The sequence below is a fragment of the Streptomyces sp. NBC_01717 genome (assembly GCF_036248255.1).
Lineage (GTDB): Bacteria > Actinomycetota > Actinomycetes > Streptomycetales > Streptomycetaceae > Streptomyces.
The window spans coordinates 7,748,503-7,770,161 of the sequence record NZ_CP109178.1 but is presented as its reverse complement, the minus strand read 5'-3'; the positions used below and the strand labels follow the sequence as shown (position 1 = coordinate 7,770,161).

The 21,659-nt window shown below is 70.4% G+C and carries 19 protein-coding genes; 11 read left to right on the top strand and 8 right to left on the bottom strand.

Annotation, left to right across the window (positions count from 1 at the left end):
- Positions 1-224: 224 nt before the first annotated feature.
- The 3 genes from OHB49_RS35185 to OHB49_RS35175 all read left to right on the top strand — a co-directional run bounded on the left by OHB49_RS35185 (position 225) and on the right by OHB49_RS35175 (position 3,549).
- Complete coding sequence (locus OHB49_RS35185; RefSeq protein ID WP_329164932.1) at positions 225-1,562, top strand: hemolysin family protein; 1,338 nt, start codon at positions 225-227, stop codon at positions 1,560-1,562.
- A complete protein-coding gene (locus tag OHB49_RS35180) occupies positions 1,559-2,578 on the top strand; it encodes a hemolysin family protein (protein ID WP_030976398.1) in 1,020 nt (339 codons plus the stop codon). Before OHB49_RS35185 ends, OHB49_RS35180 begins: the two co-directional genes overlap by 4 nt.
- 128 nt (positions 2,579-2,706) lie before the next feature.
- Positions 2,707-3,549, top strand: a complete 843-nt coding sequence (locus OHB49_RS35175; RefSeq protein WP_329164930.1) for an SGNH/GDSL hydrolase family protein — start codon at positions 2,707-2,709, stop codon at positions 3,547-3,549.
- A gap of 86 nt (positions 3,550-3,635) precedes the next feature.
- On the opposite strand, the gene OHB49_RS35170 is transcribed toward OHB49_RS35175, so the two are convergent.
- The 3 genes from OHB49_RS35170 to OHB49_RS35160 all read right to left on the bottom strand — a co-directional run bounded on the left by OHB49_RS35170 (position 3,636) and on the right by OHB49_RS35160 (position 6,354).
- Positions 3,636-4,784, bottom strand: coding sequence for a glycosyltransferase (locus OHB49_RS35170; protein WP_329164929.1), 1,149 nt, complete (start codon positions 4,782-4,784; stop codon positions 3,636-3,638).
- Positions 4,785-4,993: 209 nt separating this feature from the next.
- Complete coding sequence (locus tag OHB49_RS35165; protein WP_329164928.1) at positions 4,994-5,731, bottom strand: hypothetical protein; 738 nt, start codon at positions 5,729-5,731, stop codon at positions 4,994-4,996.
- Positions 5,728-6,354: an RNA polymerase sigma factor gene (locus tag OHB49_RS35160; protein ID WP_329164927.1), complete on the bottom strand. Its 627-nt coding sequence runs from the start codon at positions 6,352-6,354 to the stop codon at positions 5,728-5,730. Before OHB49_RS35160 ends, OHB49_RS35165 begins: the two co-directional genes overlap by 4 nt.
- A gap of 393 nt (positions 6,355-6,747) precedes the next feature.
- Between OHB49_RS35160 and OHB49_RS35155 the strand changes: the two genes are divergently transcribed.
- From OHB49_RS35155 to mug, 4 genes are all read left to right on the top strand, one after another.
- Positions 6,748-9,465 carry an FG-GAP-like repeat-containing protein gene (locus tag OHB49_RS35155; protein WP_329164926.1) on the top strand — a complete coding sequence of 906 codons (2,718 nt, stop codon included), beginning with the start codon at positions 6,748-6,750 and terminating at the stop codon, positions 9,463-9,465.
- Between the two features lie 156 nt (positions 9,466-9,621).
- The gene (locus OHB49_RS35150; RefSeq protein WP_329164925.1) at positions 9,622-10,914 is read left to right on the top strand and encodes an APC family permease; all 1,293 of its coding nucleotides are present in this window, start codon (positions 9,622-9,624) and stop codon (positions 10,912-10,914) included.
- 175 nt (positions 10,915-11,089) lie between these two features.
- Positions 11,090-12,532, top strand: coding sequence for an adenylosuccinate lyase (purB, locus tag OHB49_RS35145; protein ID WP_329164924.1), 1,443 nt, complete (start codon positions 11,090-11,092; stop codon positions 12,530-12,532).
- Between the two features lie 19 nt (positions 12,533-12,551).
- Positions 12,552-13,109, top strand: coding sequence for a G/U mismatch-specific DNA glycosylase (gene mug / locus OHB49_RS35140; protein ID WP_030976388.1), 558 nt, complete (start codon positions 12,552-12,554; stop codon positions 13,107-13,109).
- 75 nt (positions 13,110-13,184) lie between these two features.
- On the opposite strand, the gene OHB49_RS35135 is transcribed toward mug, so the two are convergent.
- From OHB49_RS35135 to OHB49_RS35125, 3 genes are all read right to left on the bottom strand, one after another.
- Entirely contained in the window at positions 13,185-13,622 is a 438-nt protein-coding gene (locus OHB49_RS35135) for a hypothetical protein (protein ID WP_329164921.1), read from the bottom strand.
- 117 nt (positions 13,623-13,739) lie between these two features.
- On the bottom strand, positions 13,740-14,483 hold the full coding sequence (locus tag OHB49_RS35130; protein ID WP_329166740.1) for an ABC transporter permease: 744 nt from the start codon (positions 14,481-14,483) through the stop codon (positions 13,740-13,742).
- The gene (locus OHB49_RS35125; RefSeq protein WP_329164919.1) at positions 14,480-15,418 is read right to left on the bottom strand and encodes an ABC transporter ATP-binding protein; all 939 of its coding nucleotides are present in this window, start codon (positions 15,416-15,418) and stop codon (positions 14,480-14,482) included. The genes OHB49_RS35130 and OHB49_RS35125 overlap by 4 nt, the downstream gene beginning before the upstream one ends.
- Positions 15,419-15,526: 108 nt before the next feature.
- Between OHB49_RS35125 and OHB49_RS35120 the strand changes: the two genes are divergently transcribed.
- The 3 genes from OHB49_RS35120 to OHB49_RS35110 all read left to right on the top strand — a co-directional run bounded on the left by OHB49_RS35120 (position 15,527) and on the right by OHB49_RS35110 (position 18,611).
- The gene (locus OHB49_RS35120) at positions 15,527-16,699 is read left to right on the top strand and encodes a sensor histidine kinase (RefSeq protein WP_329164918.1); all 1,173 of its coding nucleotides are present in this window, start codon (positions 15,527-15,529) and stop codon (positions 16,697-16,699) included.
- Between the two features lie 4 nt (positions 16,700-16,703).
- Entirely contained in the window at positions 16,704-17,354 is a 651-nt protein-coding gene (locus OHB49_RS35115; protein ID WP_329164917.1) for a response regulator transcription factor, read from the top strand.
- Positions 17,355-17,453: 99 nt separating this feature from the next.
- Entirely contained in the window at positions 17,454-18,611 is a 1,158-nt protein-coding gene (locus OHB49_RS35110; RefSeq protein ID WP_329164916.1) for an ROK family protein, read from the top strand.
- Between the two features lie 49 nt (positions 18,612-18,660).
- Here the strand turns inward: OHB49_RS35110 and OHB49_RS35105 are convergent, their stop codons facing one another.
- Positions 18,661-19,428, bottom strand: coding sequence for a GntR family transcriptional regulator (locus OHB49_RS35105; RefSeq protein WP_030976374.1), 768 nt, complete (start codon positions 19,426-19,428; stop codon positions 18,661-18,663).
- A 266-nt stretch (positions 19,429-19,694) separates the two neighbouring features.
- Positions 19,695-20,579 (bottom strand): RNA polymerase sigma-70 factor, encoded by an 885-nt coding sequence (locus OHB49_RS35100; RefSeq protein ID WP_329164914.1) that lies wholly within the window; start codon positions 20,577-20,579, stop codon positions 19,695-19,697.
- Positions 20,580-20,771: 192 nt separating this feature from the next.
- Between OHB49_RS35100 and OHB49_RS35095 the strand changes: the two genes are divergently transcribed.
- Positions 20,772-21,602 (top strand): alpha/beta fold hydrolase, encoded by an 831-nt coding sequence (locus OHB49_RS35095; protein ID WP_329164912.1) that lies wholly within the window; start codon positions 20,772-20,774, stop codon positions 21,600-21,602.
- The last annotated feature ends 57 nt before the right edge of the window (positions 21,603-21,659 follow it).

Sequence of the window (21,659 nt, the reverse complement as noted above, 5' to 3'; positions counted from 1 at the left end):
AGGCAGGGACTGTTGTGGATCAAGCCCCTGCGGGCCCGAGGTCCGGTCGGCGAACACCCGCGGAACGAGCGACTTTGCCGACCCTTTACTATAAGTACACCGTCGACCCGTCCTCCCGAAAGGTGTGAGCGTCCGCCCATGGGCGAGCCTCCCAGTAGAAGCCGACATCGCCGACATCGAGCGATCCTCCTGTCCCTGCCCGATCATGGGACGGAGGTGAACCGATGACCGAAGTGCTCCTGCTGCTCGTGGCGGTACTGCTCTCGCTCGCCTGCGGTGCCTTCGTCGCGGCCGAATTCTCCCTGACCACCGTCGAGCGCGGTCAGCTCGAAAGGGCGGTGACACAGGGCGAGCGGGGCGCGGCAAGCGCCATGAAGGCGGTGCGCAGCCTCACCTTCCAGCTTTCCGGCGCGCAGCTCGGCATCACCGTCACCAACCTGGTCGTCGGCATGATCTCCGAGCCGTCGATCGCGAAACTGATCCGCGGTCCGGTGGAGGCGACCGGACTGTCCCCGAGCGTGGCGTCCTCGGTGGCGCTGGTACTCGGAACGGCGCTGTCCACGGTGTTCCTGATGGTCGTCGGCGAACTCGTCCCGAAGAACTGGGCGATCTCCTCGCCACTCGCCATGGCAAAGACCGTGGCCACCCCGCAGCGGGCCTTCACCGCGGTCTTCCGGCCCTTCATCAGCCACCTCAACAACACGGCCAACCGGATCGTGCGTCGCGCCGGTCTCGAACCGACCGAGGAGCTGGCCTCCGCCCGCAGCCCGCAGGAGCTGGTGGCGCTGGCCCGTCACTCGGCGAAGGCAGGCGCGCTGGAAGCGGACACCGCGGAACTCTTCGTCCGCACCCTCAACCTCGCAGATCTGACCGCGGAGAATGTGATGACCCCACGCGTGCAGGTCACCGCGCTGGAGGTGCAGGCGACCGCCGAGGACGTCGCGAACGCCACCCGGGCGACCGGACTGTCCCGCTTCCCCGTCTACCGGGGCAGCCTCGACACCGTCGTCGGCGTCGCACACATCAAGGACGTGCTGGCGATCCCGGCCGAGGAGAGGCCACGCACACGCGTGTCGGAGATGCTGCGCGAGCCCCTGCTCGTACCGGAGACCCTCACCGTGGACCGACTGCTCGACCGGCTGTCCGGCAAGCTCGCGATGGCCGTGGTCATCGACGAGTACGGCGGCACTGCCGGAGTCGTCACGCTGGAGGACATCGTCGAGGAGGTGGTCGGCGAGGTACGCGACGAGCACGACCCGCACGAGACGCCGGACCTCGCACCGGCCGGTGAGGACGCCTACGGACGCACCCTCTGGTCGGCCGACGGCGCCGCCCGCACCGACCAGCTGCGGACCATCGGACTCCGGGTGCCGGAAGGACCGTACGAGACGCTCGCCGGACTGATCGCCACGGAGGTGGGCCGGATCCCGGCCGTGGGCGATTCCATCGAGCTGGCGGGCTGGCGGCTCGACGTGGCGGACGCCTCGGGGCGCCGCGCGGCGCGGGTACTGCTGCACGCACCGCTGCCCGGCTCCGACGACGGGGCGGGGGACGGACGATGACTGCCGTCCAGCTCTTCATCGGTCTGCTGACCCTGGTCGCCAACGCGTTCTTCGTCGGCGCCGAGTTCGCGCTGATCTCCGTACGCCGCAGCCAGATCGAGCCCCAGGCCGAGGCCGGAAACCGGCGGGCGCGGAGCGTCATCTGGGGTCTGGAGCATGTGTCGGCGCTGCTCGCGGCGGCACAGCTGGGCATCACGCTGTGCACGCTGGTCCTCGGTATCGTCGCCGAACCGGCCATCGCGCATCTGCTGGAGCCCGTCTTCGACGTGGTGGGTGTGCCGCACGGACTGGTCCATGCGATCTCGTTCGTGATCGCGCTGAGCGTGGCGACGTATCTGCACATGCTGCTCGGCGAGATGGTGCCGAAGAACATCGCGCTGGCGGAGCCGGTACGGACCGCGCTGATACTCGGTCCGCCACTGGTCACCCTTGCCAGGGCGCTGCGCCCGGTGATCTTCACGGTGAACGCCTTCGCCAACACCCTCCTGAAACTTCTGCGGGTGGAGACGAAGAACGAGGTGTCCGCCACGTTCTCCGACGACGAACTGGCCCGTCTCGTGAAGGACGCCGGAGACGCCGGGCTCGTCGACGACCGCGCGGCCGAGCGTCTGCGGCATGCCCTGGAGCTGGGCCGTCGCCCGGTGCGGGATGTGGTGCTGCCGGTCGACCAGGTGGTGTCCACCCGGGTCGGGACGACACCCGAGGAGCTGGAACGGCTCTCGTACGAGTCGGGCTTCTCGCGCTTCCCGGTGATGGACAGCGAGCAGCGGATCCTGGGCTATCTCCATGTGAAGGACGCCCTGGACGCCACACCGCGTGATGTGCCGTTCCCGGTGACGGCCATGCGGCCGATCGCCCGGGTGCGGGCCGCGACACCGCTCGACGATGCGCTGACCGCGCTGCGAAGGAGTCGCACACACCTCGCGGCGGTGCTCGACGAGGACGACAAGCTGGCCGGACTGGTCACGATGGAGGATGTCCTGCGCGAGTTGGTGGGCCGGCCGCCAGGACGCTGACGGGGCCGGTGCGGGCCGTGTGGTGGTCAGGCGTACGCGCCGACCCCACGGGCCCGCGCACCGCCCGGCGGGCTCGGTCCGGTCTCCCTGAAAGGCGCCGGACCCCACCGCGATACGATCGCATCGCCATGGAAATGAATGCCTCCTACACCAGTCTTGTCGCGGTCGGCGACTCGTTCACCGAGGGAATGTCGGACCTGCTGCCGGACGGTTCGTACCGCGGCTGGGCCGACGTCCTCGCCGGCCGGCTCGCCACCCGCTCCCCCGGGTTCCGGTACGCGAATCTCGCCGTCCGCGGAAAGCTGATCCGCCAGATAGTCGACGAGCAGGTCGAAGCGGCGGCCGCCATGCAGGCGGATGTCGTCACGCTCGTCGGCGGTCTCAATGACACGCTGCGGCCGAAGTGCGACATGGGCATGGTGCGCGGGCAGCTGGAAGAGGCAGTGGAGCGTCTCGCGCCGGCGTGCAAGAAGCTGGTGCTGATGCGCAGCCCCGGTCGCAACGGCCCGGTGATGGAGCGGTTCCGTCCGCGCATGGAGGAGCTGTTCACCCTGGTCGACGAGTTGGCGAACCGCCACGGTGCGCTGGTCGTCGATCTGTACGGAGCTCCGGCGCTGGGAGATCCCCGGCTGTGGGACGTCGACCGGCTGCACCTGACCGACGAGGGACACCGCAGAGTTGCCGAATCGGTCTGGCAGACGCTGGGACTTCCGGCCGAGAACGACTGGCAGACGCCGCTTCCCGCCGCCGTACCTCCCCGGTGGACGACGCGGCGCGTCGACGACCTCCGCTTCGCGCGCCGGCATCTCGCTCCGTGGATCGGCCGGCGTCTGACCGGCCGGTCGTCCGGCGACGGACGGACGGGCGCCCAGTTCAGCGCCGAACTCGGGAAGGCCTTCTGGGTCACCCCCGAGGACGACCGGGCCCCGGGCCCGGTGGCGACTTGGCGCCGGGTGGAGGGCGCCCGCTAGGGGATGTCCTGTCGGGGCTGCCGGGCGCAGCTCTCGAACCGGTCATCCACCTCGGGTCCGGCATCCGTCACCCCGGACTGCCGATGTCAGGCGTGACAGGTGCTGCAGCTGTTGTCACTGAGGTGTGGGCCCCGCCGCCAGTCCGGGGGTGATGCCCATGACGCGTTGCGGGTGGCCTGACGCTGTTCGGCGAACTCGCGGTTGGTGAGCGCCTGCCTGCGATGGGCCTCAGGGAGGTCCGGCATCGACAGGAGCCGGTCGCAGGCTCTGAGCGAACCGTCGATGTCGCCGACCCGGTAGGCGGTGATCGAGTACTCGAAGAGCAGCCCCCATCGGTACACCCACGGCTGGACGAACAACAGGTCGTCCGGCGGTTCCCGGTCGAGCCCGGCGCAGACGAACGCGTGCGCGGCGCGGTGGCGGCCGAGGCCGCGCAGCCGCGAGGAGAGTTCGTAGCACGCCTCGAGCCGTTGCGGCCGCGACTCCCAGGCGCGCGAGAGCGCGTCCATGGCGGCCGGCCAGTCGTCGGCATCCGCCTTGAGGATCCCGGCCTGCAGCAGCGAGCAGTACACCTCCTCGCCCGGGCCGCCCATCCGCGCGCGGCGCTCGTACAGGGCGATCGCCTTGTCCCTCTCGCCGAGATCCCGCATGGTCTGCGCCAGATAGAAGACGGTCCGGGCGTTGTCGGGGTCGCGCTCGATTTCGGCACCGAGCAGGCGCACATCCCGCTCGTACTTGTCGTGCCGCGTCCCCCCGTCGGCGTGGTCCTCGATGACGAGCGCGTCGAGAGTCCGCCGGTCGTCGCGCTGGTCGGAGGTGAGGTACTCATGGGTGACGCCTTCGTACCGCCACGCGATGTCGCCGCGTACCAGACGCTTGACGCGGCACTCGGTCGCGCCCTCGTGCCGCAGCAGGTACGAGTCGGCGGTCAGCGGGGGCAGCGGCCCCTTCCTGTGGATCACCAGATCGGCGTCGAGAAGGAGCAGATAGTCGGCCTTGGCGTGGGCGTGCCTGATGTTCAGGGTCCGGTTGTGACCGAAGTCCACCCAGGGCTCCTCATGGAGCTCGCCCGGGATGCCGTCGAGGGCGGCACGGATCAGCTGCTGTGTTCCGTCGCTCGAACCGGTGTCGGAGATCACCCAGGTGTCGATCAGGTCGCGAACGGAGGCGAGGCAGCGCTCGATGACATGGGCCTCGTTCTTGACGATCATGCACAGGCAGATGGACGGCTTCACGGCGACACCAATCCCGGACGTACGAGTCCGGGCGACCCTATTGACGAGGCGTCCGGGAGCGGTGGCGGCTCGCCGGTGCCGCCTCCCGGATTAGCTGTCGCGTGGGTACCCGCGGGGGCGGAGCGTCACAGGGCGTGCGCCGTTCCGCTGTTGGGCTCGGGGCACACTGGACTCCGCGATGTCCTGCGTCCGCACCGACGGGTCCGGGCTCAGCATGCGTCGGAGTTGCCCCCGGTGTTCTTCCCTGTTCCCTTCGCCGCTTCCGGGGCCGCCGGCGTCGCTTCCGGCTTCTCCTTCTTGCCGGTCCCGTTCCCCTTCGATGGCTGAGCAACGAGGAGGCCGTCGCAGTAGTCCGGCACCGCCGACGCGCCACCGGCCGCCGACGCCAGCCGGTCGAAGGCCGTCGCGTCCGCGGCCTTCCCGCTGTCCTGCACGTGGCGGTACGCACGGCAGAGCGCCGTATCGTCCTGGGCCTGGTCGGGGTGGCTGGAAGCACGCCCGGTGGCCTTCGGCCCTTGCTGCGTACGGTCCGCGCGCGGCGTCGGCGTACTTCCATGACTGCCGCCGGGCTTCGCGGGCCCGCCGTTCGCGGGGGGTGCGGGGTGCGGCCGGTCGTGGCCGCCCTCACCGAACGGTCCCGGCATCGTCCCCGAGCCGGCGGCCATCGCGACCCCACCCAGCGCCACCACCGCCACGAGGCCGGCGACGACGGCCCGGATCGAGCGCACCCCGCGCCACCGCTCGACCGGACGCCAGTCGTCGCGCCGACGGCGCCGCAGCGCTGACACCGGTGCGTGCGCGCCCTCGTCGCGCGCCGCCCGGAACGCATCGAGTGCCCGCTTCTCGGCGACGGGGCCGGTGTCCCCGACGCGCTGCGCGGCTGTCAGCAGGGCGGCCACTTCGGGGGCTACCGGCATTCCGGCCGCCCGCTGCGTTTCATCTCTCATGTCTCATCTCTCAGCGTGCGTCGCGCCGCAGACGTCACAGTGCCCGACCCCGCCGAGGTCATGCGCTCGGCCAGTCGCTTCAGTCCACGGTGGGCGGAGGTGCGTACGGCCCCGGCTCGCTTGCCGAGCACGCGCGCCGTCGCGGGGCCGTCGAGACCGACGACGACGCGCAGCAGGACGGCTTCCGCCTGCTCCCGCGGCAACTGTCCGATGAGCGCGAGCGCCTGCTCGGTGGAGAGCGTTTCCAGGGCGGCCGCGGCCGTGTCCTGACCACTGGGCAGTTCGAGGACGTCCTGCTCCAGGAATGCGGTGCGCGGCCGCCGCTTCTGTCTGCGCAGATGGTCCAGCGCCCGGTGCCGGGCGATCGTCGCGGTCCAGCCGCGGAACCCGGCTCCGTCTCCGCGGAACCGACCGAGATCGCGGGAGATCTCCAGCCAGGCGTCGGAGGCCACGTCCTCGCCGTCCTCACCGACCAGGCCCCGTACGTAGCCGAGCAGCCCGGGATGGACCATCCGGTACGCCACCGCGAAGGCTTCCTCGTCCCCCCGCTGGGCCAGCTCCACCGCAGCGCCGAGCTCGGCGTCGTCCACTTGCCCGCGGTGCTGTTCCCCGCCCTTGGTCACACTTTCCTCTTCGTACCGACTGCGTCGGCCGCGCACCGCCCCGGCACCGCTCACGGTGCCCATGCCCCCGGGCACGCGAGCCTCTCGACTACTTCTGCGTGACGACGCACAGAAATGTCACAGCAAGGGGATCCGCAACGCCGAAGGCACCGACCGGGCCCGTCACTACCGGGGCGGACGTGAATCACAGCCAGGAGGGCACACCCCGGTGCCTGGAAACCTCAAGAGCCCGACAAGTCATGTGACTCACAGCACACTTCGCCGAACCGTGTGACGTTTCGAACCCCGAGTGCGCTGGGTACACCAGGCCGCCCGTGTGACGGGTGTGTCTCCAGCAAACTTCTCTGAGGGGTGGGGCATTTGAGCCCGCGCACGTCGCATGCGTACAGACCGATGAGCCTGAAACGCCGCGCCTGGCTGACCGTCGGCGCTGTCGTTCTCGGTGGGGCCGGAGTGATGACGGTGGCGATAGCCAACCCGTCCGACGGCCCCGCCGGACCCAGGGGGCCGGAGGTTCGACCGGCGAAGCTGCGGTCGGTCGCGATTGACGGCGGCACGGTCACGGAGCGGCAATTGCCGGCTACGAACACCGCGGCGTTCTCGATGGTCGGCATCGGCTGGGACGGCGCGGCCAAGGTCGACGGCACCGCCGAAGTGCGTACGCGAGCTGCCGGGACCGGTAAGTGGTCGCCCTGGCGCGAGCTGGAGGTGTCGGCCGACGGGCCGGACGGGCGGGAGCTGGCAGCCGCCGACCGGGCCACCGAGCCGATGTGGGTCGGGGCGTCGGACGCCGTGCAGGTGAAGGTGGGGTCGGGCCGGTCGGGCAAGGCACTGCCGAAGAACCTGAAGCTGCACATGGTCGATCCCGGGGTCAGCAAGGCCGAGTCCAGGAACCCGGCGGAGGCGACCCTCGCACCCAGCGGTCCGGAGAACGCGGCGTTCGCACTGGAGGGGACGCCGACTCCCACCGTGTCGGACACGGCCGACGCTCCCACGGACACCGCCACGCCGACCGATCCCGCATCGCCGTCGGCCACGGTGACCGCCGCACCCACGGAGACCGCCACCGGCACCCCGACGGAGACGGCAACGGGCACCCCGACGGGTACCGCAACGGCCACCCCCACGGACACGGCCACCCCCACCCCCGTACCCACCGCGCCGCCGTCGACCGTCAACCGGCCGCCGATCATCAGCCGCGCCCAGTGGGGCGCCGACGAGTCGATGGTCGAGGATCCGCCCGAGTACATCGACAAGGTGCAGGCGGTCTTCATCCACCACACCGTCGACACGAACAACTACAGCTGTGGCGACTCTGCCGCGATGGTCCGCGCGATCATGACGTACCACGTGAAGACCGAAGGCTGGAACGACCTCGGCTACAACTTCCTGGTCGACAAGTGCGGCCAGATCTTCGAGGGCCGCGCCGGCGGCACCGATCTCCCGGTGAAGGGCGCGCACACATACGGCTTCAACTCCTACTCGACGGGCATCTCCCTGCTCGGCAACTTCGAGACGGGCAAGCCGACGCCGGCCGCGCTCCAGTCCGCGGCACGCATCGCCGCGTGGAAACTCGGCCAGTACGGTGTGAGCCCCACCGCCAAGGTGACGCTGACCCGCCTCGTCACCGACTCCGACGGAGCCACCCGACCCGACGGTGACGTCGCGTTCAACACCATCGCCGGACACCGCGACGGCTTCGCCACCGCATGCCCCGGCGCGAACCTGTACGCCAAGCTCGGTGCGATCCGGACGTACGCCACCAACGGCACCCGCAACGCCGCGATCCCGACCACCGACTTCAACCGGGACGGCATCACCGACCTGGTCGCCGGCCTCCCGAAGGCGGCGAGCAGCAGCGGAAGCGTCACCGTGCTGCCCGGCACCGAGGACGGCCCGAGCTCGACGGCGAAGCGGACGCTGAACCAGAGCAGTGCGGGGGTGCCCGGCAGCTCCGAGGCGGGCGATCTGTTCGGCTCGTCCAACGCCTGGGGCGACGTGAACGGCGACGGGTACGCCGACCTGGTCATCGGTGGGCCCGGCGAGGACATCGCGCAGGCCGACAACGGCACGGTCGTCGTGATGTACGGCCCCGCCCTCACGACCGGCAAGAGCTATTCGGTCACCGCTTCGGGCCGGATCGGCGGCGAGAAGCTCGGCACGACCGTCACCGCGGGCGACTTCAATGCCGACGGCAAGGCGGACGTCTTCTCCGTCGCGCCGGGCAAGCCCGGCCGCTGGTGGGCCTGGGACGGCAAGACCGGTTCGGCCAAGTCCGGTTACCTGAACACCGCCGCGTACACCGCTGCTGTGGGCTACGCGGCCGCGGTCACCGGCGACTTCAACAAGGACGGCTACGCGGATGCCGCCGTCAGTTACCGCGACCCGGGCGGCATCGGACGCCTGCTGTGGCTGAAGGGGTCCACCACCGGACTCCAGCGCGTCGGCATCCTCGACGCCCGCGGCGGACGCTCGCTGGCCGCCGGTGACATCAACGGCGACGGCGCCACCGACCTGGCGGTCGGCCAGCCGTCCGCCACCGAGTCCGGGCACACCGCCAAGGGCGGCGCGGTCACGGCCGTGTTCGGCTCGGCCACCGGGTTGACCTCGACCGGCCGCAAGACGATCCACCAGGACACCACCGGTGTACCGGGCGGCGGCGAGACCGGCGACGACATGGGAGCGTCCGTCTCCATCGGCGATGTCGACCTCGACGGGTACGGCGACATTCTCACCGGCGCGCCGGGCGAGGACATCACCCGCAGCGGGGTGAACGAGAGCAACGCCGGACAGGTCTTCCTGATCCGCGGCTCCGCCACCGGCCCCACCGGCACCGGGGCAGTCGGATACAGCCAGGACACCACGGGCATCCCCGGCGCCACCGAACCCAACGACCGCCTCGGCTCGTCCGTGTCCCTCACCGACCTCTCCGGCTACAGCCGGGCGGACATCGCGATCGGCGCAGACGGCGAGGATGCCGACAACGGCACGATCCTGCAGATCGACAACACCAGTACCTCGGGAATCAAGACGGACACCGGCCTCTACTACGGGGTATCGGCACTCGGTTCATCCACCGGGATCCGGATCGGACTGGCTCTGGCACCGTAACTCCCCGGTCCCGCACCGGACACAGACACCGAAGCCTCTCGGCCTGACCCGAGGGGCTTCGGTCATGTCATGCGCCAGTCGGCCACCGTCTCGTCACCTTGGCTCTGTACGGTGCGCCGGTACTGCGGTGCAGGTGAGGCAGAGGAGATGCGCGGGGTGGATGTGACGGCCGGAGCGGTGGGCGGTGGTGTGGACGGCGGCGCGGGCGGCGACGGACTGAGGCGTCGCCTGGGAGTCTTCGATGCGGTGGTCATCGGCCTGGGCTCGATGATCGGAGCAGGTGTCTTCGCCGCGCTCGCTCCGGCCGCCCGCGCGGCAGGTTCGGGGCTCCTGATCGGTCTGGCGGTGGCCGCGGTCGTGGCGTACTGCAACGCCACGTCGTCGGCGCGGCTCGCGGCCCGCTATCCGGCCTCCGGCGGCACGTACGTCTACGGGCGTGAGCGTCTGGGCGACTTCTGGGGCTACCTGGCAGGCTGGAGTTTCGTCGTCGGAAAGACGGCCTCCTGCGCGGCCATGGCTCTGACCGTCGGCGCCTACGCCTGGCCGGGGCAGGCCCATGCGGTGGCGGTCGGCGCGGTGGTGGCGCTCACTGCCGTGAACTGTCTGGGGGTCCAGAAGTCCGCATGGCTGACCGTGGTGATCGTGGCCGTGGTCCTCGCGGTCCTCGCCGCCGTCGTCACCGCGTGCCTCACCGGCGGCGTCGTCCAGGCGTCCCGACTGGCGCCGGGTTCCGACGCCACGGTGAGCGGAGTGCTGCAGGCCGCTGGGCTGCTGTTCTTCGCCTTCGCCGGATATGCCCGCATCGCCACGCTGGGCGAGGAGGTCCGGGAACCGGCTCGCACGATCCCACGAGCCGTCCCCGTGGCTCTCGGGATCACACTGATCGTGTACGCGGCCGTCGGCGTGGCGGTGCTGTCGGTACTCGGGCCCGCCCGGCTGGCCGATGCCACAGCACCTCTGGCGGAGGCCGTCCGTGCCGCCGGCGCCCCCGGACTGGTGCCGGTGGTCCGCGCAGGTGCGGCGGTCGCCGCGCTCGGTTCGCTGCTCGCGCTGCTGCTCGGGGTCTCCCGTACGACGCTGGCGATGGCCCGCGACCGCCACCTGCCGCACGCCCTGGCCGCCGTCCATCCCCGTTTCGGCGTCCCGCGCCGTGCCGAAGTCGCCGTGGGCGCGGTCGCCGCTCTCGTCGCCGCCACCGGCGATGTCCGTGGCGCGATCGGGTTCTCCTCCTTCGGTGTGCTGCTGTACTACGCCATCGCCAACGCAGCCGCCCTCACCCTCACACCGGCCGAGGGCCGCCCCTTGCGCGCGGTTCCGGTCCTCGGTCTGGCCGGCTGCCTGGTCCTCGCTGTCACCCTTCCCGTGCCGTCGGTGCTGTCGGGCGCAGCAGTTGCGCTGCTCGGTGTGGCTGCGTACGGCCTCCGCAGGGGGCGGACCGCGCGTTCCTGAAGCCGGCGGGCCAGCCACCCGGAAGAACGCGGGCTGCGGAGCATGCTGAGCCATACCGAAAGCCCCGAAGCCGAGGTCCGGGCGGCCTACCCTCGCACGAGCGACCGCGTTCGTAGTAAGCCACAAACCGGGCCGCGGCGCTGGCCTGCAGAAACCGCCAGTAGAATCTGGACACGTGACTGCTGTGTCTGCGAAGCCTCGCATCCCCAATGTCCTGGCCGGCCGCTATGCCTCCACCGAGCTGGCCGTCCTCTGGTCCCCCGAGCAGAAGGTGAAGCTGGAGCGCCAGCTGTGGCTGGCGGTGCTGCGCGCTCAGAAGGACCTCGGGATCGAGGTGCCCGACGCCGCCCTCGCCGACTACGAGGGCGTCCTCGACCAGGTCGACCTGTCGTCCATCGCCGAGCGTGAGAAGGTCACCCGGCACGACGTGAAGGCACGGATCGAAGAGTTCAACGCTCTCGCCGGGCACGAGCAGGTCCACAAGGGCATGACGTCCCGCGACCTCACCGAAAACGTCGAGCAGCTGCAGATCCGGCTCTCGCTCGAGCTGATGCGTGACCGCACGGTGGCCGTCCTGGCCCGGCTCGGCAGGCTGGCCGGCGAGTACAGCGAGCTGGTCATCGCCGGTCGTTCCCACAATGTCGCCGCCCAGGCGACCACCCTCGGGAAGCGCTTCGCCACCGCCGCGGACGAGCTGCTCGTGGCGTACGGACGGCTCGAGGACCTGCTGGGCCGCTACCCGCTGCGCGGCATCAAGGGCCCCGTCGGCACGGCGCAGGACATGCTCGACCTGCTGGGCGGCGACGCCGCGAAGCTCGGCGAGCTGGAACAGCGCATCGCCGGCCATCTCGGCTTCGGGCAGGCCTTCACCTCTGTCGGCCAGGTCTACCCCCGCTCGCTCGACTACGACGTGGTGACCGCGCTGGTGCAGCTGGCCGCCGCACCCTCGTCCGTCGCGAAGACCATCCGGCTGATGGCCGGGCACGAGCTGGTCACCGAGGGCTTCAAGCCGGGTCAGGTCGGCTCGTCCGCGATGCCGCACAAGATGAACACCCGCTCCTGCGAGCGTGTCAACGGTCTGATGGTGATCCTCCGCGGCTACGCCTCGATGACCGGTGAGCTGGCGGGCGACCAGTGGAACGAGGGCGATGTGTCCTGCTCCGTGGTCCGCCGGGTGGCGCTCCCGGACGCCTTCTTCGCGTTCGACGGTCTGCTGGAAACCTTCCTCACGGTGCTCGACGAGTTCGGGGCGTTCCCCGCGGTCGTGGCCCGCGAACTGGACCGGTACCTGCCGTTCCTCGCCACGACCAAGGTGCTGATGGGTGCCGTCCGCGCCGGTGTCGGCCGCGAGGTCGCCCACGAGGCGATCAAGGAGAACGCGGTCGCCTCCGCCCTGGCCATGCGCGAGCAGGGCACGGAGCGCAACCAGCTGCTGGACAAGCTGGCTGCCGACGACCGCATCCCGCTGGACCGCGCCCAGCTCGACGCCCTGATGGCCGACAAGCTCTCCTTCACGGGAGCGGCGGCCGACCAGGTCACCGCGCTCGTCGCCCGGATCGAGGAGATCACCAAGCAGCACCCGGAGGCCGCCGGATACACGCCGGGCTCCATCCTCTGACGGCCGGAACCACAACCGGATGACACCCGAAGAGCTCCAGGCCGCCCGCGACCGCACCGTTCCCGATGTGGTCGCGGGTGGCCTGCGTGTGTTGTTCTGCGGAATCAACCCGAGCCTGATGACCGGCGCCACGGGGCATCATTTCGCCCGCCCCGGCAACCGCTTCTGGCCGGTGCTCCACCTGTCTGGCTTCACCCCGCGCCAGTTGAAGCCATCGGAACAGAGCGAGCTGCTGGACCACGGCCTGGGCATCACCAATGTGGTGGCCCGCGCCACGGCGCGCGCCGACGAACTGGCGGCCGCGGAGTTCCGCGAGGGCGGTGTCATCCTGGCGGCCAAGGTCGAGCGGCTGCGACCTCAGTGGCTCGCCGTCGTGGGCGTCACGGCCTACCGGACCGCCTTCGGTGACCGACGCGCGCAGATCGGCCCGCAGGACAGCACGATCGGCGGTGCTCGGGTCTGGGTCCTGCCCAACCCCAGCGGTCTGAATGCTCATTGGACCGCTCAGACCATGGCCGAGGAGTACGGGCGCCTCCGCGCGGCCGTCGACTCGGCCGGCCCCCGTCATTCGGCCTGAGACTCGAACCGCTCGGACGATTCAGGCCCCTGGGACCGCTCGCACCGCTCGGACCCGGAAGGGCACCGTCGCAGGTCAGGGCGGATCGATCTCCGTCACCAGGACGCTCAGTTCGCAGCCGGGGCCCTCCTCCTGCAGATGAAGTCCCATCGCGATCCACCGGTCCTCGACGCGCCAGAGTTTCAGGAATTCACATCCGGCGACCGGATCGGTCCAGGGCTCCGGTATCTCCTCGCCTGCCATCATCCGCTCCTGCGCACTCCACAGACTGATCATCTGCGGCTCACCCCAGCGCCCCGCGAGCAGCGTCAGCAACGCGTCGTGCTCCGCGAGACACTGTGCCCGGTGCTCCAGACGCCCCGCCTCGTCGTCATCCCAATGCTCGTCGTCCGCATGCAAGGACACCATGTGGTAACCGGGCCCGCTGACTCCTGAGCCCGACCGGATGCGCTCCGCGGGGAAGTCCCGGGCGCGCATCCCGTCGATGAGGCGGAGGTGATGTGCGGTCGTCATACCGCCAGTAAACCGCCCGGCACTGACAATCACTCCCCTGGCCTGAGCCTTGAGGGGTTTTCAGCCGCCTCGCGACGCCGCACCCCACCAGGGCTCTGACAGTGGGCAGTCCGGCCCTCAGGCGTCCCTGCGCCGCATCGCCCACCAGCCCGTCAGCAGCGCGGCGCCCGCCCAGGCCGCTGTGACCGCAAGGCCCGTCCACGGCCCGAGGCTCCCCTCCGGATTCTGTTGCAGCACCAACTGCCCTGCCCGGTCGGGCAGATACTGCGCGACGCCGCCCGCGATGTCTCCGACCACGAAGGAGACGATCAGGATGAACGGGATGAGCAGACCGAGGACGGCGACGGCGCTGCGCAGCAAGGCCGTCAGGCCGGCCGCGAGCAGGGCCATCAGGGCCAGATATATCCCTCCGCCGAGAGCAGCTCGCAGGGCTCCGGGCTCCCCCAGGCCGATCGCGTACTTCCCCATGAACAACTGCCCCACCAGGAAAGCGGTGAAGCTGGTGACGAGCCCGATGACCAGGGCGAGTGCACCGACGAGGGTCATTTTCGCTGCGTAGAAGAGGTCGCGGCGCGGCACTGCGGCAAGCGATACCCGCAGGGCACCGTTCAGGTACTCCGAGGAGAGCGCGGTCGCGCCGAAGCTGATGGCCGCGATCTGGCCGAAGTTCAGGGCGTAGAAGGCGCCGAAGACCGGATCGGCACCCGGGTTGTCCGCCTCGGCCTGGCCGACGGTGGCGAACGCGAGCACGGTGACGGCGAGTGTCGCCAGAAAGACCGCGATCAGGGAGCCGGCCACGGACCGCACCGACCGGATCTTGATCCACTCGGATCGGAGCACTGCGAGGGTCGACACGGTCAGGCCTCCTGACGAGTGGTGGGTGAGGCTGCTGTGGACGCGAATTCCGTCGCGTCGGCGGTGAGATCGAGATACGCCTGCTCCAAGGTGGCCTGCTCATCGGCGAGTTCCAGGATGGGGATGCCTTCGACGGCGGCTATGGGACCGATCTCCACCGCCCTGGCCCCTTCGACGGTCCAGCGCCCGTCGTCGCCCTGCGACATCGCGTATCCCTTGCGGGTCAGCACGTCACGGAGCCGGCTGGACTCGGTCGTGCGTACACGCACGCGCGGGCGGCTGCGGGAGTCGAGGAACTCCTGCATCGGCAGGTCGACGAGGAGTCTGCCCCGGCCGAGGACCACGAGGTGGTCGGCGAACGACGACGTCTCGTTCATCAGGTGGCTGGAGACCAGGACCGTGCGGCCCTCGCGGGCCAGCCGCTTCATCAGTTCGCGGATCCAGACGATGCCTTCCGGGTCCAGCCCGTTCGACGGCTCGTCCAGCATCACGACTTCCGGATCGCCGAGCAATGCGGCCGCGATACCGAGACGCTGTCGCATGCCGAGCGAGAACGTCTTGATCCGATGACCGCCGACCCGGCCGAGCCCCGCCTCCTCCAGTACCTCTTCGACCCTGGTGGGAGCTATGCGGTTACTGGTGGCGAGAGCCAGCAGATGGTTCCGCGCGGTCCGCGAGCCGTGGGCGGCCTGGGCGTCGAGCAGCGCGCCCACCCGGCGCAGCGGATCGTCGAGCGTGGTGTAGGCCCGGCCACCGACCGTGGCCGTGCCGCCCGTCGGCCGGTCCAGGCCCAGGACAAGTCTCATGGTGGTGGACTTGCCGGCGCCGTTGGGGCCGAGGAAGCCGGTGACCCGGCCGGGTCGCACGCTGAACGTGAGGCGGTCCACGGCGCGAGTGGCCCCGTAATCCTTGGTGAGCTCATGGACGTCGATGCTGGTCATGTCCTCAGCCTGGCGGCCACGCCCGGCTCCTGGCCTCCCCCGCCGGAGGGGATCACCTCCCTCGCTCGGGGGAGCCGCCGCACTGGGGGTCACTGACACGATGGCAGCATGCGCCGCTTCCTCCGTCCGCTGACCGAATCCGTCACCTACACCCGCTGGCTGCATCTGCTCATTCCGACCGCGGTCGTCAGCGTGTGGCTGTTCATCTCCCCCGATACACCGTGGGCGCCGATGGTCTTCGCCGTGCCGGTGGGGCTGCTGCCCGCGATGCGGCTCGCCGAGGGCGTCCAGGCACAGTTGTTGCTCACGCCTGACGAGCGGGGCAGTCCGGACGCATCGATCTCTGCCGCATCAGCGGTGACCTGGGCGGACCGCTGGCGGACCGTGGCCTGGCTGGAAGTGCGGTTGTTGCTGTCCGGCGTGGCGACGTTCGCGACGGTGTGGCTGCCCGCGACGGCGGTTGACCTCGTGCTCACCGTGACCGATGCGGGCCCGAGCGGCGATTGGCTGCTCCGCTGGGTGGAACCGCACTCGTGGTACATCCTGTTCGTGCCGTTGCCGCTGCTGGTGCTGCTGGCCGTCGTGGTGGTCTGCGGCAAGCTGGTCACGGCCGCTGCGCGGTGGCTGCTCAGCCAGTCGCGGGTGGAGCGGCTGACCGCCCTGGAGGAGCGCACCGAGCAGTTGCTGGAGCGTAATCGCATCGCGCGCGAGCTACACGACTCGATCGGGCATGCCTTGACCGTCGCGGTCGTCCAGGCGGGCGCGGCACGGGCGGCGAAGGATCCTGAATTCACCGAGCGGGCACTGGCCGCGATCGAGGAGACGGGCCGGGATGCGCTGGACGATCTGGAGCGGGTGCTGCGGGTGCTGCGCGAATCGGACGCACCGGTGAGTCAGCGGCCGACGCTTGCCGAGGCGGACCGGCTGCTGGAGTCGGCGCGCGGTTCGGGGGCGAAGGTGGATGCCGAGATGTCCGGTCCGGTGGAGCTGGTGCCGGGGCCGGTGTCGCGCGAGGGCTACCGGATCCTGCAGGAAGCTCTCACCAATGTGTTGCGCCACTCCGGGACCGTCCCCGTACGGGTACGCATCACGGTGGCGGACGGATGGCTTGAGCTGGAGGTGGCGAATCCACTCACCGAATCGGCAGGCTCGTCCGGGGGCGGAAGCGGGCTGCGGGGCATACGTGAGCGGGCCGCGCTCCTGGGCGGTAAGGCCAAGACCGGCCCGTACGACGGTGAGTGGCGGGTGCACGCAAGCCTCCCGCTGGACCGCCTAGGCTGACCGGATGCCGGTTACCGTTCTTCTGGTCGACGACGAACCTCTCGTACGCGCGGGGCTGCGCGCGGTCCTTGAGGCTCAGCCCGATATCAAGGTGGTGGGCGAGGCGGCCGACGGCGCGGCAGTGATCCCGCTGGTGCACAGGTTGCGCCCCGATGTGGTGGCGATGGATGTACGGATGCCCTTGATGGACGGCATCGAGGCGACCCGGGTGGTGCTGCGCACGGTGCCGGATCCGCCGAAGATCCTGGTGGTGACGACATTCGAGAACGACGAGTACGTGTACGAGGCGCTGCGCGCCGGGGCGGACGGCTTCCTGCTCAAGCGCGCCCGGCCCGCAGAGATCGTGCATGCGGTGCGCCTGGTCGCCGAGGGCGAGTCCCTGCTGTTCCCGGCCGCGGTCCGGCAGCTCGCCGCCGAGTACGGGACGAGCAAGGCGAAGGCGGTCATGAAGCGGGCATCGCTCACCGAGCGCGAGGCTGCGGTGCTCCGGTTGATGGCGCGGGGACTGTCGAATGCGGAGATCGCCGCCAAGCTCGTGGTCGGCGTCGAGACGGTGAAGAGTCATGTCAGCGCGGTGCTGGCCAAGTTGGGGGCCAGGGATCGGACCCAGGCGGTGATCGCCGCGTACGAGTCCGGGTTCGTTGCTCCGAGCTGACGCCGGCCCCGCCCGGAACCCGTCGCGGCCCACGGTCGCCCTGCTTCCGGGCAGCGAGTACGATCCGCCTGACATGCGCACGAGCTGGAAGGAATCACCGTGGGCCGGCTGACCGGTGGGGACCCGTCGCTGCTGCGACGGATCAATTCCGCGGTGGTGCTTCATGCTCTCAGGGGTGCCCACTCCCCCACGCTCACGGACCTGACCCGGATCACGGGTCTGTCCCGGCCCACCGTGGAAGGCGTCGTCGAGGGGCTTTTCGAGGCAGGGCTGGTCGTCGAAGCGGCGCCCGACGAGGGTGAAGCCAGGCGTCAGGGCAGGCCTGCCCGCCGGTTCCGGTTCCGCGCGGAGGCAGGGCATCTGCTCGGCATCGAGATCGGTCCGCACCGCGTCTCGGCGCTGCTGTCCGGGCTGGACGGCCGGATCATCGGTGCCGGTTCACGCGAGGTGTCGGAGACCGCCTGCGCGGATGACCGGCTCGACCGGGTCAGGGCCGTGGTCGCCGATCTCCTGCGGCGTACCGGGGTGGCCCGGAGCAGTCTGCGTGCGGTCGGGGTGGGCAGCCCGGGCATCGTGGAGGCCGACGGGACGGTACGGCTGGGCACGGCGCTGCCGGACTGGACCGGTCTCGCGCTCGGTGAGCGGCTGCGGCGCTCCTTCCGGTGTCCGGTCCTGGTGGAGAACGACGCCAATGCAGCGGCCGTGGCGGAACACTGGAAGGGTGCGGCCACCGAGTCCGACGACATCGTGTTCGTCCTTGCGGGGCTGAGTCCGGGAGCCGGTTCGCTGATCGGCGGTCGGCTGCACCGCGGTTTCGGTGGGGCAGCGGGCGAGATCGGCGCGCTGCATCTGCTGGGCCGCGGAGTCACTCCGGAGAAGCTGCTGTCGACGACGGACACGCCGCTGGACCCGTTGGACGAGCAGGCGGTCGCCGCGGTGTTCGCGCAGGCTCGCCACGGTGACGTGCGGGCGATGGCGGCGGTCGACCGGTTCATCCAGCGCCTGGTGCACGACGTGGCGGCGCTGGTACTGGCGCTCGACCCGGAGCTGGTGGTCGTCGGCGGCTGGGCCGCGGGACTGGACGGCGTCCTTGATCCGCTGCGGGGCGAACTGGCCCGCTACTGTCTCCGGCCGCCCCGGGTCGCGCTGTCGCTGCTCGGCGAGGCGGCCGTGGCCACCGGCGCGCTGCGCCTGGCACTCGACCATGTCGAGGAGCAGCTGTTCGCGGTGGAGGGCACGGTGACGGCCCGCCGCTGAGTGCGACGGGCCGCGCGTTCGTGTGCGGGGCCGGCGGGCCCGGCCGGTATCAGGAAGCCTTGCGCTCCTGGCCGGGGTGGCTGATTTCCAGGTCACCCGAGGCGCCGAAGGTGAGCCGGCAGGTGTCGGCCCGGTAGGTGGCGACGGAGACGGCGGCCGTGCCTCCTGCGGCGAGGTAGCGGGTGGTGACGACGAGGACGGGTGCGCCGGGGAGGCGGTCGAGCTCCTTGGCGTCGTCCGCACGGGCCGAACCGAGCTCCACCGCACGGTCCTGGCCGTCCAGGCCGAGACGGTGCAGTTCACGCACGACACTGCGGGCTCGGGTGGGACCCGACGGGCCCTCGATCGCCGACAGTTCGGGCACGGACGACGACGGCACGTACAGCAACTCCGCCGCGACGGACTGTCCCTGGGTGACCCGGATCCGGCGGACGATGTGCACGGGCTCGTCGCTCTCCACGTCGAGCATGGCGACCACCGGGGCGGGTGCGACGGCCGTCGTGGAGTCGACAGCCTGCCAGGCCTCGCCGGCGACGCCGTCCGTCCAGTCGTGCTGCGCGGTCGAGACGGCTACGCCCAGGCGCGGCGGTGCGACGGTGGTCCCGACGCCACGGCGGCGCTGCAGCCTGCCTTCGAGTTCGAGCTGCTCCAGAGCCTGCCGGAGCGTGGCCCGTGCGACGCCGAACCGGGCAGCGAGCTCACGCTCGTTGGGCAGGATCTCTCCCACCGCAAAGTCCGAGTCGAGTGCCTCACTGAGCACGGTCTTGAGGTGCCAGTACTTCGGCTCCTGTACCGATTCCAGCTGCGTGGTCCCCACCCTGTCCTCCGCAATCACCCAGCGTCTTATTCCGCGACGTTATTTATTAAAGGTTCCTGTCTTAACGTTGAGACCATAGGACGGCACACCCCCTTGGTCAAGACCAATCCTTATTCCGTCACGCAGCGAAACGGGCATCTGCCGCAGAGCGTTCACAGGACGTTCGTGGTGCCGTGAGACCCGCGCAGCACAAAGCCCCACGTCCGATGGGTCCGTGGGGCTTCGGTCGAGCCAGGTGTCGGGGGCGGGCGTCGGGATCGGGCGGGCTATTCGACAGCCAGGCTGATGAGTTTGTCAGGATTGCGGACGATATATATGCACTGGATGGCACCGTCCCTGATGTCGACCTGGAAGACAGAATCGGGCTTTCCGTCCCAGAGCACCAGAAGGGCGGGGCCGCCGTTGAGTTCCAGGAATCGGATCTCCATGCCCGGAGCCTGGTCGTGGGCGACGGCCATGAGGAAGCGGCCGACCTTGTCCTGGCTCTCGATGATCCGCAGCGGCGCCTTCGACTTTCCGCCGCTGTCGCCGACCAGCCGCACATCGGGGGCAAGCAGCGCCAGCAACTCCTCGATGTCGCCGCCCGCCGCCGCGGCGAGAAACCGTTCCGTGAGGTCACGGCGCTGGGCCGGGTCGACGTCGTAACGCGGCTTGCGCTCCTCCACATGCCGCCGGGCACGCCCGGCGAGCTGACGTACCGCGGCCTCGGTCCGGTCGAGGGTCGTGGCGATCTCCCCGTACGGGAAGCCGAAGGCCTCGCGCAGGACGAAGACGGCGCGCTCCAGCGGAGAGAGCGACTCGAGGACGACGAGCACGGCGACCGATACGGAGTCGGCGAGGACAGCCTGCTCGGCGGTGTCGGGAACAGCGGAACCGAAGTCGGTGACGAGCGGTTCGGGCAGCCAGGGTCCGACGTACGCCTCCCGTCGCGACTGCAACTGCCGCAGCCGGTCGACGGCGAGGCGGGTGGTGATCCGTACGAGGAACGCCCGCGGCTCCCGTACGTCGTCACGCGACGCGGACGACCAGCGCAGCCACGCCTCCTGCACCACGTCCTCGGCGTCGGCGATCCGGCCGAGCATGCGGTAGGCGACCCCGGTGAGGACGGGGCGGTGTTCCTCGAAGACGTCGGTCACGGTGTCGGTGGTCACCGCTCCATCCCAGCCGACGCGCCGTGCCGTGTCCAGCACGAATTGCCCGGCCCCCTTGAACTGCTGGCTACCGAGCGGTAATTGTTGTTGACGAGGCGTCTAAATTGCTCCGACGAAAGCGACTTGCACGCCCCTACGCGGAACTCGACATTCCAGCCCTTTCACTCACGGCCGACCCCTGGGAGCAGCAGCATGGCCAGCACGGTCTCGTTCAGCGTCGACTCGCCCCAAGGTCCGCGGACCGTGTCCGTGGCGTACGAACGGACCGGTTCCGGAGCGCCGCTGTTGCTGCTCCACGGCATCGGGCACCACCACCAGGCCTGGGATCCGGTACTGCCCGTGCTGGCACCGGAGCGGGATGTCATAGCCGTGGATCTGCCCGGCTTCGGCGTCTCCCCGGCGCTCCCGGACGGCGTCACGTACGGCCTGGGGAGCGTGGTGCCGGTGCTCGGCGCGTTCTGTGAGGCGCTCGGCGTGGACCGGCCGCACGTCGCTGGGAACTCGCTCGGTGGACTGCTGGCACTGGAGTTGGGCCGCGAGAAGCTCGTACGGTCGGTGACGGCGCTGTCGCCCGCCGGTTTCTGGACGCAGGGCGAGCGGCGCTACGCGTTCGCGACGCTGCGGGCCATGCGACAGGGGGCACTCGCAATGCCGATGCCTCTGATCGAAGGGCTCTCGCGCAGCGCGGCCGGGCGTGCCGCGCTGACGAGCACCATCTACGCGCGACCCGGCCGCCGTTCACCCGAGGCGGTCGTCTCGGAGACCGTCGCCCTGCGCGAGGCGGCCGGATTCCACGAGACGCTCGCCGTCGGACGGACTGTCGCGTTCACCGACGATGTGCCGGGGCTTCCGGTGACGGTCGCCTGGGGCAGTCGCGACCGTCTGCTGCTGCGCCGGCAGGGGATCAGAGCCAAGCACACCATCCCCGGTGCCCGGCTGGTGCGGCTGCCCGGCTGCGGGCATGTGCCGATGAACGACGATCCGGCGCTCGTGGCGCGCGTCATCCTCGACACCAGTCGCTGAACAGGCAGAGGCCTCCGGTACGGCTTCACCGAGCGGCATGGCGCGCCGCAGAACGCC

Coding starts and splice junctions, on each gene's coding strand:
- OHB49_RS35185 (WP_329164932.1), top strand. CDS start 225: ATGACCGAAGTGCTCCTGCTGCTCGTGGCGGTACTGCTCTCGCTCGCC.
- OHB49_RS35180 (WP_030976398.1), top strand. CDS start 1,559: ATGACTGCCGTCCAGCTCTTCATCGGTCTGCTGACCCTGGTCGCCAAC.
- OHB49_RS35175 (WP_329164930.1), top strand. CDS start 2,707: ATGGAAATGAATGCCTCCTACACCAGTCTTGTCGCGGTCGGCGACTCG.
- OHB49_RS35165 (WP_329164928.1), bottom strand. CDS start 5,731: ATGAGAGATGAAACGCAGCGGGCGGCCGGAATGCCGGTAGCCCCCGAA.
- OHB49_RS35155 (WP_329164926.1), top strand. CDS start 6,748: ATGAGCCTGAAACGCCGCGCCTGGCTGACCGTCGGCGCTGTCGTTCTC.
- mug (WP_030976388.1), top strand. CDS start 12,552: ATGACACCCGAAGAGCTCCAGGCCGCCCGCGACCGCACCGTTCCCGAT.
- OHB49_RS35135 (WP_329164921.1), bottom strand. CDS start 13,622: ATGACGACCGCACATCACCTCCGCCTCATCGACGGGATGCGCGCCCGG.
- OHB49_RS35125 (WP_329164919.1), bottom strand. CDS start 15,418: ATGACCAGCATCGACGTCCATGAGCTCACCAAGGATTACGGGGCCACT.
- OHB49_RS35120 (WP_329164918.1), top strand. CDS start 15,527: ATGCGCCGCTTCCTCCGTCCGCTGACCGAATCCGTCACCTACACCCGC.
- OHB49_RS35115 (WP_329164917.1), top strand. CDS start 16,704: ATGCCGGTTACCGTTCTTCTGGTCGACGACGAACCTCTCGTACGCGCG.
- OHB49_RS35095 (WP_329164912.1), top strand. CDS start 20,772: ATGGCCAGCACGGTCTCGTTCAGCGTCGACTCGCCCCAAGGTCCGCGG.